Origin of the sequence: Enterococcus durans NBRC 100479 = LMG 10746 (genome assembly GCF_001544215.1) — a bacterium.
Classification (GTDB): Bacteria; Bacillota; Bacilli; order Lactobacillales; family Enterococcaceae; genus Enterococcus_B; species Enterococcus_B durans.
Genome location: NZ_BCQB01000005.1, coordinates 53,134 through 66,947, shown reverse-complemented (window position 1 = coordinate 66,947; position 13,814 = coordinate 53,134). Strand labels below are relative to the sequence as shown.

General features: G+C 38.8%; 11 protein-coding genes. 7 read left to right on the top strand and 4 right to left on the bottom strand.

The genetic code is table 11. The features are described from left to right. Positions 1-355: 355 nt before the first annotated feature. Positions 356-3,598 (top strand): right-handed parallel beta-helix repeat-containing protein, encoded by a 3,243-nt coding sequence (locus tag ED2_RS02570; RefSeq protein WP_016176936.1) that lies wholly within the window; start codon positions 356-358, stop codon positions 3,596-3,598. A gap of 110 nt (positions 3,599-3,708) precedes the next feature. On the opposite strand, the gene ED2_RS02565 is transcribed toward ED2_RS02570, so the two are convergent. Beyond that, positions 3,709-5,616 (bottom strand): M13 family metallopeptidase, encoded by a 1,908-nt coding sequence (locus tag ED2_RS02565; protein ID WP_005879331.1) that lies wholly within the window; start codon positions 5,614-5,616, stop codon positions 3,709-3,711. Between the two features lie 187 nt (positions 5,617-5,803). Here ED2_RS02565 and ED2_RS02560 point away from each other — a divergent pair, with 187 nt between their 5' ends. The 3 genes from ED2_RS02560 (at position 5,804) to ED2_RS02550 (ending at position 8,983) form a co-directional block, all read left to right on the top strand. Next, positions 5,804-6,655 (top strand): hypothetical protein, encoded by an 852-nt coding sequence (locus tag ED2_RS02560; protein WP_016176937.1) that lies wholly within the window; start codon positions 5,804-5,806, stop codon positions 6,653-6,655. Positions 6,656-6,733: 78 nt separating this feature from the next. Beyond that, the gene (locus ED2_RS02555) at positions 6,734-7,708 is read left to right on the top strand and encodes a ribose-phosphate diphosphokinase (protein ID WP_005879327.1); all 975 of its coding nucleotides are present in this window, start codon (positions 6,734-6,736) and stop codon (positions 7,706-7,708) included. Positions 7,709-7,849: 141 nt separating this feature from the next. After that, positions 7,850-8,983: a cysteine desulfurase family protein gene (locus ED2_RS02550; RefSeq protein ID WP_005879325.1), complete on the top strand. Its 1,134-nt coding sequence runs from the start codon at positions 7,850-7,852 to the stop codon at positions 8,981-8,983. Between the two features lie 353 nt (positions 8,984-9,336). On the opposite strand, the gene ED2_RS15595 is transcribed toward ED2_RS02550, so the two are convergent. Further along, positions 9,337-9,498, bottom strand: a complete 162-nt coding sequence (locus ED2_RS15595; RefSeq protein ID WP_005879324.1) for a hypothetical protein — start codon at positions 9,496-9,498, stop codon at positions 9,337-9,339. 15 nt (positions 9,499-9,513) lie between these two features. Further along, complete coding sequence (locus ED2_RS02545; RefSeq protein ID WP_016176938.1) at positions 9,514-10,536, bottom strand: lactonase family protein; 1,023 nt, start codon at positions 10,534-10,536, stop codon at positions 9,514-9,516. A 139-nt stretch (positions 10,537-10,675) separates the two neighbouring features. On the opposite strand from ED2_RS02545, the gene ED2_RS02540 reads away from it, so the two are divergent. Next, positions 10,676-11,029 carry a PTS glucitol/sorbitol transporter subunit IIA gene (locus ED2_RS02540; protein ID WP_060789687.1) on the top strand — a complete coding sequence of 118 codons (354 nt, stop codon included), beginning with the start codon at positions 10,676-10,678 and terminating at the stop codon, positions 11,027-11,029. Between the two features lie 8 nt (positions 11,030-11,037). After that, positions 11,038-12,195, top strand: a complete 1,158-nt coding sequence (locus ED2_RS02535) for an AI-2E family transporter (RefSeq protein WP_005879317.1) — start codon at positions 11,038-11,040, stop codon at positions 12,193-12,195. A 123-nt stretch (positions 12,196-12,318) separates the two neighbouring features. Here ED2_RS02535 and ED2_RS02530 read toward each other — a convergent pair whose 3' ends face one another. Continuing rightward, a complete protein-coding gene (locus ED2_RS02530; protein ID WP_016176939.1) occupies positions 12,319-12,939 on the bottom strand; it encodes an NAD(P)H-dependent oxidoreductase in 621 nt (206 codons plus the stop codon). Between the two features lie 222 nt (positions 12,940-13,161). Between ED2_RS02530 and ED2_RS02525 the strand changes: the two genes are divergently transcribed. Further along, positions 13,162-13,806 carry a TetR/AcrR family transcriptional regulator gene (locus ED2_RS02525; protein WP_005879313.1) on the top strand — a complete coding sequence of 215 codons (645 nt, stop codon included), beginning with the start codon at positions 13,162-13,164 and terminating at the stop codon, positions 13,804-13,806. Positions 13,807-13,814 lie beyond the last annotated feature (8 nt).

The window sequence follows — 13,814 nt, the reverse complement described above, 5'->3', positions numbered from 1 at the left end:
GAAGGAGTTGCTTCTGCTCCCACCGTTTATTCGGAGTTAGAGTCTGTGGCAAAACTGATTTTTAGTTTTGTCCCACGCTCCTCTTTTTTGAAATTTCCGAAAAACCTGACTTTTGGACGCCGTTTATCCGGAATTAAAATCTGTAGTAAATCTGTTTTTTTAGATTTGTCCCACATTCTTCTTCTTCTTTTGTTATGTTTTTCTAGGGTGCACAGTCTTTATAAAGCTTATTTTGTGATGTTTAAATCTTTCGGAAATATAACTGTTGTTACTAATCTATTTTTTGTTGACATAAACTGAAAAGTACGTAATACTCCTATAGTAAGCGCTTACTAATTTTCAGGGAGGTTATTTTTTGAAGAATAAATGGCAAACAACAGTTATACTAGCTTCAACTTTTCTTTTGGTAACGACACCTATGATAACCAGTGCCACACAAGCTTTAACAGAAGATCCTATTCTTATTGAAAATAATGCACACGTGAACAATGAAAGGTATAGCGATGAAGGGGAAAAAATGGAAGAAGCGAATCAACAAGCAGTAGATGACCAAAATACACAGAAGGTTGAAATAGAACCAGATCTTGAAACAGAACCAAATCTTGAACAGGAGTCGGTTGCTGAGGAACGTTGGCAAGGAGTCGTCTTCGGTGAAAGTACTAGTGCAAGCAAATATCAGATTGAGTCAACGGATAATAGCGTGCGGTTATCTTCCACGAATAACGGGGGGAAATTCCAATCTAGCGGGTCAGATGGTATCACGTATTATTATCATCCAGTAAGCAAAGAAACGAATTTTTCATTGAAGGCCACGATTGAGATCGAGTCTTGGACATACACGAATGCCCAAGAAGGTTTTGCGGTCATGGTCAGAGATAGTGTCCCAAAATCAAATCTATTCGGGCAATCATTTTATTCTAATTCGTTTTCTTTATTGGGAAGTCGAATCGAGTATCTTTGGAATTCAGATACAAAAGAAGTAGTTAGTGGAAATGGCAGTAAATACACCATGCGATTAGGCTTGGGAAGCAGGACGATCACAGGGATATCTCCTGATAGTCCAGAATCAGCCCCAGCCCCTGGCAGTGTCAAAGTAGAAACAGCACCAATGGAAACTTCGGCTGGGCTACAGGAAAAAGAAGCTAGCTCGTATAATATTTTTGGTAATGGCAACGGTAATCTATTTCCAGCAACCGATAATCTAACGAAAATCTCTGTAGAAATGAAAAAAACGAATACAGGGTTTGAAGCCTATTACTATGACAGCAGCACAGGCAAAGAACTGGCAAACGAGATCATGTACGATTGGGAAGAGTTGTATGGTTCTTCTGAAGAGGAAATCTATGTCGGTTTTGCAGCAGCACGAAATATGACGATCAAAGTGGATGAGATCGATCTGACTTTTTCAGATCCAGCAACCGATCCTCCAGCAAAAGAACGACCAAACAAAATCATCGAGCCAATCTATAGTGTCACGTCAAGCAACTATTCAGGAGATGCGAACCACGTGCTATCCTTTAAAACGAATGCGGACGGACAGCTGACGATCGTGAATCGACAAACCAATGAAATCATTGGTGAGGCGAAAGATGTTGCCATTCAAGCAAATAAAGAACAACAATTTGAAACAAAATTAATGACCGGAGAAAATCATTTTACTTTTCGTTTTACACCAGACAAAAACTTTCCGCCGGAAGATTATACAGTGCTGGCGAATTATGATACTCAAGAAATCAAGCATACCGTGGTCCATCAACAGCACAGCTACTCTACGCTCTATGTCACACCAACGGGGACAGCAACTGGGAGTGGAAGTAAACAAAATCCCCTTTCATTAACGGAAGCACTCAAATATGCTAGTGGAGGCCAAATCATTGTCCTAAGTTCAGGGACATATGCTTTACCTAACGGACTCAGTATCCCAAAAGGTATCATTGGCACAAAGGAATTACCAATCTATTTGATTGCGGAAAAGAATAAGGAGAATCAGCGCCCTATTTTTGATTTTTGTGGCACGGGTAATGGGTTGACTGTTTGGGGCAACCATTGGATACTAAGAGGATTTGACATTACAAATAGTGCGGCGATGCAAAAAGGGATGCAAATCTCTGGTAATTACAATGTAGTTGAGGATATCCATGCATACCGCAATGGAAATACAGGAATTCAAATCAGCGGCAGCTCAAACGACCCGTTTGAAGCATGGCCAGCACATAACTTGATCAAAAATTGTACTTCTTTCGAAAATGCTGACCCAGGATTTGAAGATGCAGATGGGTTTGCGGCAAAATTGACAGTTGGAGAAGGCAATCTATTTGATGGCTGTATTGCCTACCATAATGCTGATGACGGTTGGGATCTATTTGCGAAAAATGAAACAGGCTCAATCGGGAAAGTAGTGATCAAAAATTCGGTTGCTTATCGAAATGGCTGGATTCCTGGGGTCAACGGAGAAGGGAATGGGAACGGCTTTAAAATGGGAGGTTCCTCACTCTCTGGAAAGCACGAATTGATCAATAGTCTTTCTTTTGAAAACTTGGCGAAAGGAATCGATTCCAATAGCGGAACGGACATCATCGTCAAAAGCAGCACAAGCTTTAATAATGGTTCATACAATGTTGCGCTCTATACTTCGTCAGCCAGTGAGACGGCTTTCGAAACATCAGGAATTCTATCATTTCGAACAACAGGGTTAGATATAAGGGAACAGATCCAACTATTGAAGCAAGAAAAAGAGGATGTTTTCCATGAATTGAACTATTTATGGAATGAACAGACAAAGCGCTCTGAAAATCATTTAGGCAGTCAAATTTTAGAGGAGTGGTTCGACCATCTAGACACTTCAGATGAAACGAAAGAACCGGTTTCTCGATATGAGAATGGGAGCATCAACGTCTTTGGATTGATGCAGATAAAGCCAGAATTTCGACGAACAGACGGAAAGAAAAACAACGGTGTTCCTCTTTCTGTGGGAGCTATTTTGGACGAAACAAGTTCACCATTCTCGGATTATCCAGTAGTTGAACTGGAAAAGGAGCGCGAACCAAATCAGACACAGCCGACAGAAGAGAACAATCCCATTATCATAAAAGAAGCCAATGGGATACGAGAAGAAGCGGAGAAACATATTACAGAACAGAAACCATTTACAGTGTGGGTAGCTGATTTTGCTCCAGCGGATCCGTTAGAAGCAGTTAAAGGCGACATGCGTTACTTTCCTGTTGAATGGCGTATCGATGAAGCTGGTATGTCCGGAGCTTTTTCGGATTCACTCGCTACAATATCTGCGCCTAGGCAGGGGGCATATGTTCTTTCTGTGTGGTACCGTACAGAAATATTTGATGGAATGACATGGATCAAGCACGCTGATAGAGTAAGTCAAGAGAAAAAAATCAATAGCTTAGCAGGAAAAACAACAGAATCAACTACCGATGAATCAGATAAAGGGAAAGAGACAGGGCAATCTAAAGAAAATGAAACAGACAAAAATAAATTGCCAACTACTGGTGAAAAAACGAATTACTTCATCACAGCATTGGGCGTAACGCTCATTTGTGCAGTCGTGCTTTACATGACAATGAAAAAAAAGAAAGCATGATACGAATAACTTTGAAAAAATAAAATTTGTTAAAAAAGAGAACGAGGGCAAAAGTACAGAATACTTTTGTCCCTCGTTCTCTTTTTGGTCAAGGCATGTTGTTCACCATTTTACCAAATATGCACGCGTTTTTCTGGTTTTTGGTACATTTCATCTTGTTCAGTGATTCCAAAAGTTTCATAAAATTCATCAATGTTTTGTAGTTGGACATTGGCTCTTAGCTTAGCTGGTGCATGGACATCGATTTGTAAAAGTAATTGTTGGTATTCTTTTTTGGCTTTTGTACGCCAGATCGTTGCCCAGCTGACAAAAAATTCTTCAAATGAAAAATCTTTTTCAGATTTAGCAGCTTCTAAAGCACAACTTAAACCACCAGCATCAGCGATATTTTCAGAAACGGTCAACTTTCCATTCACAGTGGCATCTGCAAGTGATAAACCGTCAAATTCATCAATCATTGCTTGGGCTTTATTTTGGAATTGTTCCAGATCTTCTTCTGTCCACCAATTATTTAAATTACCAAATTCATCGAACTTGGCACCGTTGTTATCAAAAGCGTGTGAAATTTCATGGGCGATCACTGCGCCGATCCCACCAAAGTTTGCGGAACTTGATTGTTCTAAACTGTAGAATGGGGCTTGTAAGATAGCCGCAGGGAAAACAATGACATTTCTAAATGGGTGATAGTAAGCATTCACAGTATCTGCACTCATTTCCCACTCTGAACGATCAACAGGTTTATTCCATTTGCTAAAACGATCTTTAGCTTCGATTTTACTAAAAGCTAAGGCATTGGAGAGTAGTGTGCCGCCGTCTTCTGCAGTGACTGTTTTATATGCATCGAAACGAGCGGGGATGCTCTCAGGATAACCAACTTGAACACCTAATTTATCTAGTTTGATTATAGCTTTTTCTTTGGTTGCTTGACTAAGCCAGCTATTTTCTTCTAGACGTTTTTTATACACACGAATCATTTCTTTGATCATATTCTCTACGTCTTTTTTAGCAATCTCACCAAAATATTTTTTCCCATAATAGTCACCAACGACTTGGTCAAATTGTCCAGAAGCCAAATAGTACGCAGCTTTCTTTGGTGCCATTGCTTCTTCGGTACCGGAAAGTGTACGAGAAAAAATGCCGCTGACTTGTCTGAATTCTTCTGATAAATAGCTGCTTAAAGAGCGAACCGTTCGCACGATCATCCAACTTTTGATCAGTGGAAAATGTTCAGTCGTTAATAGTTCAGCTAAATGGTCAAAATATCCTGGATCAGTCACGATGACTTTATCTGGTGTTGTTCCAAGTAAGCCAACAGATAGTTTTTTTAAATCGATCGTAGCCGTATGACCAATAAATTCTTCAAATGATTGAGGATTGTACATTTTACTGTAGTCCGCATTTTCTTCCGCACTTTTTACATGAGGAGCAATCAGTTTATCGAATTGAATGGCTTGTTCGACGATTGCTTCAGCTTGACCTTTATCTTTTCCAGAAAGCTCCAATAATTGGACCATCATATCAAAGAACACGTTTAATAGTTCTGCACCATTTGGATGTTCTGGTGCGTAATATGTTTTATCAGGTAAGAATAAAGAAGGTGGATAAGCAAAAAAGGCATTTGTTTGTGCATTTTTCATATCCGCATCTACGTCAAGTGAAAATGGGAGGGGTAAACTATCAAGTACCCATTCTGGAAGTTGTTGGTTCAATGCATCAAATGAGTTGATTTTTTCAATACGTTCAAGCAGTGGAAGTAATGGTTTTTCTGCTAATTGATTTCTTCTATCATAATCATTTGCAATTTGGTAAAAGCGAAGAAAATGAGCCATTTTTTCAGATGGAACGAACTCGGGGTGTGCGAGTAATTCGTCAATTTCATTCATTAATAGGTCATCGATCCCAACAACCAATTCTTGGAATCCGCCAGTAACGGGTTTATCCGCTGGTATTTTGGCAGTTTTGAGCCATTCTTCATTTACTGCTTCATAAAAATCTTGTTTTAAAAGTTCTTTGTTCATTTACTCATCGCTCCTTTTTATTTAATGTTTTTATTATCGTATAAAATCACTGAATAAACAATGGAAAGGAATAGAAGTTTAGAAATAATGGGGATTTCTATGAAAAGAGAAGGCACTGTTCCCTAGTCAAACTGATTTGTTTTTGCCCCTATTTCCCTTATAATGAAAGAAACGGAGGTGATTGAGCTTGAAAAATAAAGTCGAACGATCTGCGTATCTTATAATAGATGGTGAAGCAAAGAGCGTGGCGGCGACAGAAAAGTTGCTCACGGATCAGGGACAGGTGTATCTAGCCATGATTTTTGAGAATGAAAGCTATCTTATTGTTGATCAGACTGGAAAGCCAGTAGAGTATTGCCCGACAGAAGATACGTACGTTGATGCTATTGGGCGTTCGACCATTTTTACTGCGATGGCAGAAAAGACAAGTTGTTTTTCTGAAGAAAATGATTTGCTAGAAAAAGCACTGGAATGGAATCGAACAAAAAAAGGCAAAGCATATCTGCTCGATTGTTGGGTGGGGTTACCCGCAAAACGTTTCGCTTCTTATAAAAAATGGCGCACACCTTCGGGCTATCTTTGCGGAACTTATGCAGCAACTGTTTTACTTGCTTATTATCAAGACTTTCGCGATGAGTTATCACTTCCTGAAGAGATTCGAAAAAAAGGATCACAGATAGATGAGCCCCTCAGCAGTGAATTGAAAAAAATGATCCAGCCTTTAGGATTACCGACCATTCCACTTCAAGTAAGTGGTGGGCTATCGAGATTCTTGAAAAAAACAGGCAATCCTTTTTCTGCTAGAAATACGATCATCGGTTCTTGGCAGCGGGCCACCAAAAGAATCCATCAAGGAAAACCAGTGATGGTTGGGATTTTGAAAATACTTGGCAGTCCTTATGGCAATCATTGGGTGACAGCATATGCGTATTATGAATCTGCCTCTGGTGAACGTTTTTATAAAGTCCACGATAATTGGGGAGATTATCAACGAATAATTCCTGCAAGTTGGGGAAATGGAACAGTCTCCCTTCCGTAATTATTTGCAGAAATTACCAGAAAATATTGGCAAAGTATGTTAAACTATCGAAGAATAGAGAAGTTTGGGGAGGACTACATGAGTAAAAAGTATCAGGATGACACGTTGAAAATCTTTAGTTTGAATGGGAATCGTCCATTAGCAGAAAAAATTGCGAAGGTCTTTGGGACAGAACTAGGAAAAAGTGTCGTAAAACAATTTAGTGATGGTGAAATTTCGATCAATATTGAAGAAAGTATCCGTGGCGATCATGTGTACATCGTACAGTCAACCAATGCGCCTGTAAATGATCACTATCTCGAATTATTGATCATGATCGATGCGATGAAACGTGCAAGCGCCAAAACGATCAATGTCGTACTACCTTATTATGGGTATGCAAGACAAGACCGCACAGCAAAACCACACGAACCAATCACAGCGAAATTGATTGCTAATCTAATTGAAGAAGCTGGTGCAACTCGTGTGTTGACTTTGGATCTACACACTGTCCAAGTACAAGGATTTTTCGATATCCCTGTTGATAATTTATTTACAATGCCTTTGTTTGCTCATTATTATCGTCAACTTGGTTTGACGGGGGATGATATTGTTGTTGTTTCACCAAAAAATAGTGGTGTCCAACGTGCTAGAAGCCTTTCTGAATATCTGGATAGTACACTGGCAATCGTAGACCACGCAGATGATGCTGATGTGAATAGCGGTTATGTGATCGGGAACGTACAAGGAAAAACATGTATCATGGTAGATGATATCCTTAATACTGGTGCGACATTTGCCCGTGCAGCGAATGTATTGAAAGAAAATGGTGCGAAAGATGTTTATGCTTGTGCATCTCATGGATTATTATCTGTTCCTGCGAAACCAATCTTAGATGAAGCGCCAATCAAAGATATTTGTATCACTGATTCTGTCTTCACAACTGAAGATCGTCATCCAGAAAACTTGACGATCGTTACATGCTCTGAATTGATGGGAGAAGCGGTAAAACGTATCCACGAAAATACACCAATGAGTCCATTGTTCCGTCTAGAAGAAAAAGAGTTTGATTAATCGTTAGCGATAGGACAAATAGAAATTCGCCCAACTAGCTTCTACTTAGTAAGCAGTTGAGCGAATTTATTTTTTATTTTTGGTAACTTTGATATTCTGTGCTAGAATGTGCCTAGTTATATCTGGAAGGGATGAAAAAAGTTGGAAAAAATTTATTTGGATCATGCGGCGACCACACCGATGCATCCACAAGTAATCACTGAAATGACTATGATCATGCAAGAAACATTCGGAAATCCGTCAAGTATCCATGGCTTTGGTCGCTTGGCGCACGAAAAATTAGAGACCGCTAGACAAATCATTGCGGATACTTTGCAGGTGAATGACCATGAAATCATTTTTAACAGCGGTGGAACAGAAGGAGATAATACGGCAATCCTAGAAACAGCTTTTTCAAGAAAAGCGGAAGGCAAGCACCTGATCACTACAGCCATCGAACATCCTGCAGTTTTGAATGCGATGAAGTATTTAGAAACAAAAGGATTTGAGGTTACATATTTACCTGTAGATGAAAAAGGAAATATTTCATTGGAAGACTTTGAACAAGCCTTAAGAGAAGATACGATCCTAGTTTCGATCATGTACGGGAACAATGAGATCGGGAACTTGATGCCAATCAAGGAGATCGGAGAAAGACTGCGCGAGCATCCTGCTTATTTCCATACCGATGCAGTCCAAGCTTATGGCAACCAAACGATCCATCCCAAAGATCTAGGTATTGATCTACTAAGCGTTTCAGCGCATAAAATCAATGGACCTAAAGGGGTCGGCTTTTTATATAAGAAAGATGGGGTCAATATTCCCGCAATGCTTCTAGGTGGTGAACAAGAAGAAAAACGCCGTGCTGGAACAGAAAATCTTGCAGGAATCTGGGGAATGGCAAAAGCAGCGGAACTTCTAACGGTTGAAGAACGTGAAGCGAGAAGTGAAAAATACGCGGGATTCCAACAAATGATTTTAGAGGAATTAGAAAAACAAGGGATTGATGTTCAAGTAAACGGGGACCTAGAAAATAAATTGCCTCACGTGCTGAACCTTCGTTTGCCAGGGGTCGTAAATGATTTGCTGTTAATGAAATTAGACCTTAACGGTATCGCTATTTCCACTGGGTCAGCTTGTACAGCAGGGAATATCGAACCTTCCCATGTATTAGAAGCAATGTACGGAAAAGACACACCAATCTTGAAAGAATCGATTCGGATCAGCTTTGGTTATGGTAACACGAAAGAAGACATTCAAAAATTTATTCAGCAACTAGTCGGTGCTATCAAGTAAAGAGCGTGTTCGAAAAAGTATCCAACTCTGAGAAATAAGAAGACAACCACAGAAATCGAACAGTAGATTCTTGTGGTTGTCTTCTTATTTTCACAGGGGCTATTTCTAGTGCTTGCTATTGAAAGAAATCAAATGAAAAAACGGCGAATGTTGTAGAAGTTCTCAATGACAACGGGCTTGTAGTTTTTAGTATTGTTCAAGGATAAAAAACTACACGAAAAGAAGGAAGAACAAAGAACGTATGTGGGATATCTTGAATTCAAAACAAGGATGGCCCCAAGCAGTAAAAAGGACCATCCCCGTTCGTTTTAATTATGGTTTTGATTCAGTGTGACTCAAATCAACACGCTTTTTTAATTTTCCACATTTCTTACATAATCATCAAAATACTTGATCAAATCATTTTTTATTTTCTGATAGTCTTCTTCACTGTAGACTTTGTCCTCAAGTTTTCCTTGAAAAAAAGGAATCTCCAAGTCTTCTCGTAGACGATCTAAAACTTCTTCTTTATCCATTTCGTTCCTCCATGATCAGTCAAAATAAACGCAGACACATTCTGGCGCATAAATATCTTTTTGGCGTACTGACAGTAAACCAGTAGCTGCATCACGAGAATAAAGAGTAAGATTATCCGTGTTTTGGTTTGCACATACTAGATAGTTATTCTCTGGATCCAGTGCAAAATCTCTTGGAAAATCCCCTTCAGTTGAAATGATTTGAATGTTTTCTAAGGTGTACTCATCAGGCGAAACAGCAAACACCGCAATTGAATTATGCCCACGATTTGAAGCATAGACATAATTGCCATCTTTAGAGATACGGATCGCAGCGCCACCGTTTTCTCCTTGGAAATCTTCGGGTAAAGTACTGATTTTTTGTTTTTCAGTAAAGCTTCCGTGTGCTGCATCATATTGTAGTACGCGGACTGTACTATCTAATTCGCCAAATAAATAAGCAATCTTTTGATTTGTCGGATGAAAAACAAGATGACGTGGGCCAGTTCCGGGTTCTGCAACGAATTCAGCCACAACAGTCAATTTTCCTTCTTTTGACACATCGTACGTATAGACACGATCTGTTCCCAGATCACAAACAACTAATCGATCATCAGGCGTCAAGTCTGTGTAGTGGACATGAGCATGGTCTTGATTTTTGTGCGGACCAGTTTCTTCTTGATGAAACACTGCATCTGTAGCTTCTAATCCACCATTCTCAAGAATACGGTAAACATTTACTTCACCTTTGTGGTAATTTGCGCCGTAAACAAGCTGTCTTGTTTCATCAACGGCTACATAGCACAAAGGAGCTCCTGATTCTGTTACCGCATTCAAAAACTGAAATTCATGATCGTATGCACCAGCTCCGCCTAGTCCATCGATACTTGTGACAGTGTAAAGATTACCAGCCTTGCTTTTCGTCAAATAAGTAGGGCTATTTTCTTTCGTTGCTAATTCTAGACCTGTCAATTCACCCTTTTCGTTATCCAGATTGATTGTATAAATTCCTTCACTGACACGTCTTGTATATGTCCCTAAAATGATTTTTTCCATCATTTTATCCCTCCTGAAATTTTATGAAATAGGTTTCTTTTTTTATTTTAGCACATAACTATTCATGGCGGTTAAACAAAAAGAATATGTTATACTTGTTTTGTACGCAAAGAAATTTTTTTGTAGTGAGGGAGAGAATGTTATGATTCATGCAACGATAAAAGAAATTGGCGCCAAAGCAGTGAGCGTTCAAGAACCGATCTTGATTCTATTCGATCAAACAGCGACATCTGCCTTGCGGAATTATTCAATTATTCAAGAAATCAGTTCAAAAGAAGCCTTTCAATTGAAGAAAGGTGGAATGATCTCTTTTGATCAGCAAGAATATACAATCGATTATGTGGGAACGATGGCGAATGAAAATTTGACTTCTGTTGGACACGTTACGTTGATTTTTGAGAGTCATACGGAAGACAGTGGTATTGCAAATGGTATCTATTTATCACCACATCAACTTCCTGAACTCCATGTAGGTACAGAGATTAAATACAGGTAGGTGGAAAAATGGAAGAAAAAAATAAAAAATCAAGACCTATTTCTTGGTTCTGGCGTTGGTTCTTGAATAATCAGGTCGTGACGTCATTACTAGTGGTGCTTTTAGTCTTACTTATCGTTTTTCTATTTACGAAAGTATCCTATTTATTTGAACCAATCTGGCAGTTTTTAGCGATCGTTGGCTTGCCGATTATTTTAGCGGGTATTTTGTACTATTTGATGAATCCAGTGGTCGATTATTTAGAGAAACAACGAATACCGCGAATCTACAGTATCATTGGATTATTTGTTCTCGTTGTGGCTTTGATCGTTTGGGGATCAGTGGTTATCATTCCTAAAATCCAAGAGCAAACAGTCAGTTTTGTCGGTAATTTTCCTAAATATGTAGATACGATCGATAATAAATTGACGGAGATTTTAAGGGATCCGCTATTTAATCAGTTTAGAGATCAATTGGAATCTGCGGGAGAAAAGTTCGTAAGTTCAGCTGGAGATATGTTACAAGATATCTCTAAAAGTACCGTTCAAAGTTTGGGTAGTTTTGTCGGGGCTGTAGCGACGGTCTTGGTTGCTGTGTTGACGATGCCATTTATTCTCTTCTATCTATTGAAGGATGGGAAACAGCTTGCACCGTATTTTGTTAAATTCTTGCCAACTCGTATGCGGAAACCCACATTAAAAGTGTTAGGGGAAATGAATGATCAAGTGTCTTCTTATATCCGTGGGCAATTAACTGTTGCGTTTGCTGTAGCCATCATGTTTATGATCGGTTTTGCGATTATTGGTCTGGATTATGCAGTTACTCTAGGGATAGTCGCAGGATTTTTAAACCTTATTCCTTATCTAGGATCATTCTTAGCAATGATTCCAGCAGTGTTTTTAGCAATCGTTGCAGGGCCAGTGATGTTAGTGAAAGTGCTGATCGTCTTTGCTGTGGAGCAAACAATCGAAGGGCGTTTGATTTCTCCACTTGTTCTAGGAAATCAGCTAGCAATTCATCCTGTCACCATTTTACTAGTGTTGTTGACTTCTGGTAAATTATTTGGGATCATCGGTGTGATTTTAGGGATTCCGGTATATGCTGCTGCGAAAGTGATCATTTCACATGTCTTCGAATGGTACACTACTATTTCTAATTTGTATGAAGAAAAAAACAACGAGTTATAAAAAAAGATTCAAAAATAGGCTGTAATGATCTTTAAAAGCTAGTCCACTAACTTTTTAGAGATCGGTTCAGAAATTCCTATTTTTGAATCTTTTTTCTTTTAAAAATTTTTTTTGCTGATCGATTTAGAACGTTTTACCAAATTCTGTGGCTTTATCCAAAGCTGATTGCATCAATTCTTCAGCACGATCAGGCGCATAGTCGATACCTTCAATAAATAATTGATCGACTTGATCGATACCGACAAAGTTCAAAATCCCTTTGACATATTGTGAAGCAAAGTCTTGACCATTGTAAACTCCTCCGTTTGATTGGATATGCAATGCTTTCTTACCAGAAACTAATCCTTCTGGACCATTTTCAGTGTAGCGGAATGTTTTACCAGCTACATTGACAGTATCGAACCAAGCTTTTAGTTTTGTAGGAATATTCAAATTCCATAAAGCATTGGCGATAACGATTTTATCTGAAGCAAGAAATTGATCCGTCAATTCATTGAAACGAGCAATTTTGTGTTGTTGGCTTTCGGATAAAGTAGAGAATTCAGCGCCTGCACGAAGCGCTTCCCAACCTGAAAGTAATTCCTCATCGATTTCTGGGATATCATCATGGTAAAGTTCTAGGACGGTAACTTCATCGTCCGGATGATTTTCTTTGTAACTATCTAAAAAAGCAGATAATGCTTTAACTGAACGAGATTCTTGTGCAGTTAAAGGGTGACCTTTTACTACTAATACTGATGCCATAATATCTCTCCTTTTATAATTGTTGTTATGTGGCTAACAAAATAAGTTTACTTGAAAGGGAAAAGGCTATCAAGCTTTTTTATAAAGGTTCCATTTCAAATAAAAAAAACAGTTGTTTTCATGAAAAAAATCATGCAAATCACTTGCAAAACAATTACCTGGTGTTATAATGACATAGTGTCATATGACAGTGTGTCATTTTTAGAAGGAAGGAGGCTACCTATGCCTAAGCAGACTTTTTTTCATTTACCTGAAGAAAAAAAGAAACGACTGTTAGAAGCAGCAAGAGTTGAGTTCTCAAGAGTCCCGTTAAAAGATGCTTCTATCGCAAATATCGTGAAGATAGCTGAAATCCCTCGCGGTAGTTTTTATCAATATTTTGAGGACAAAGAAGATCTTTATTTCTATTACTTTGAAACAGTGCGACGTGATAGTTCTAGAGATATGATCCAATTGATGAAAGAAGCCGATGGTGATTTGTTCAAGGGATTCGAACTTTATTTTACAAAGATGATCCGCGATATCTTAGTGGGAGAAAATGCTGCTTTTTATCGAAATTTGTTCATGAATATGGATTATCGTGCTTCCCGTAAAGTGGTGCCCCATGCTAGAGGGGATCAGCATCACTCCCATGAAGAGCATAAACAAGATGCGAAAGAACTGGTTGAGTTGATCGATCGCACTACACTAAAAATCAAAAATGACCATGAGATGGAATTACTGATCCAAGTAGTGATGAGTACATTTTTTACGACAATCGCTCATTCTTATAAAACATTCTCAAAATCCAAAGATTACTCTGTTGAACAAGCAATCGAAGAATTCAAATTGAAATTGTCTTGGTTGAAAAATGGAGTGTATAAATAGAAAGAAGG

Coding starts and splice junctions, on each gene's coding strand:
- ED2_RS02545 (WP_016176938.1), bottom strand. CDS start 10,536: ATGATGGAAAAAATCATTTTAGGGACATATACAAGACGTGTCAGTGAA.
- ED2_RS02535 (WP_005879317.1), top strand. CDS start 11,038: ATGGAAGAAAAAAATAAAAAATCAAGACCTATTTCTTGGTTCTGGCGT.
- ED2_RS02530 (WP_016176939.1), bottom strand. CDS start 12,939: ATGGCATCAGTATTAGTAGTAAAAGGTCACCCTTTAACTGCACAAGAA.
- ED2_RS02525 (WP_005879313.1), top strand. CDS start 13,162: ATGCCTAAGCAGACTTTTTTTCATTTACCTGAAGAAAAAAAGAAACGA.
- ED2_RS02565 (WP_005879331.1), bottom strand. CDS start 5,616: ATGAACAAAGAACTTTTAAAACAAGATTTTTATGAAGCAGTAAATGAA.
- ED2_RS15595 (WP_005879324.1), bottom strand. CDS start 9,498: ATGGATAAAGAAGAAGTTTTAGATCGTCTACGAGAAGACTTGGAGATT.
- ED2_RS02555 (WP_005879327.1), top strand. CDS start 6,734: ATGAGTAAAAAGTATCAGGATGACACGTTGAAAATCTTTAGTTTGAAT.
- ED2_RS02540 (WP_060789687.1), top strand. CDS start 10,676: ATGATTCATGCAACGATAAAAGAAATTGGCGCCAAAGCAGTGAGCGTT.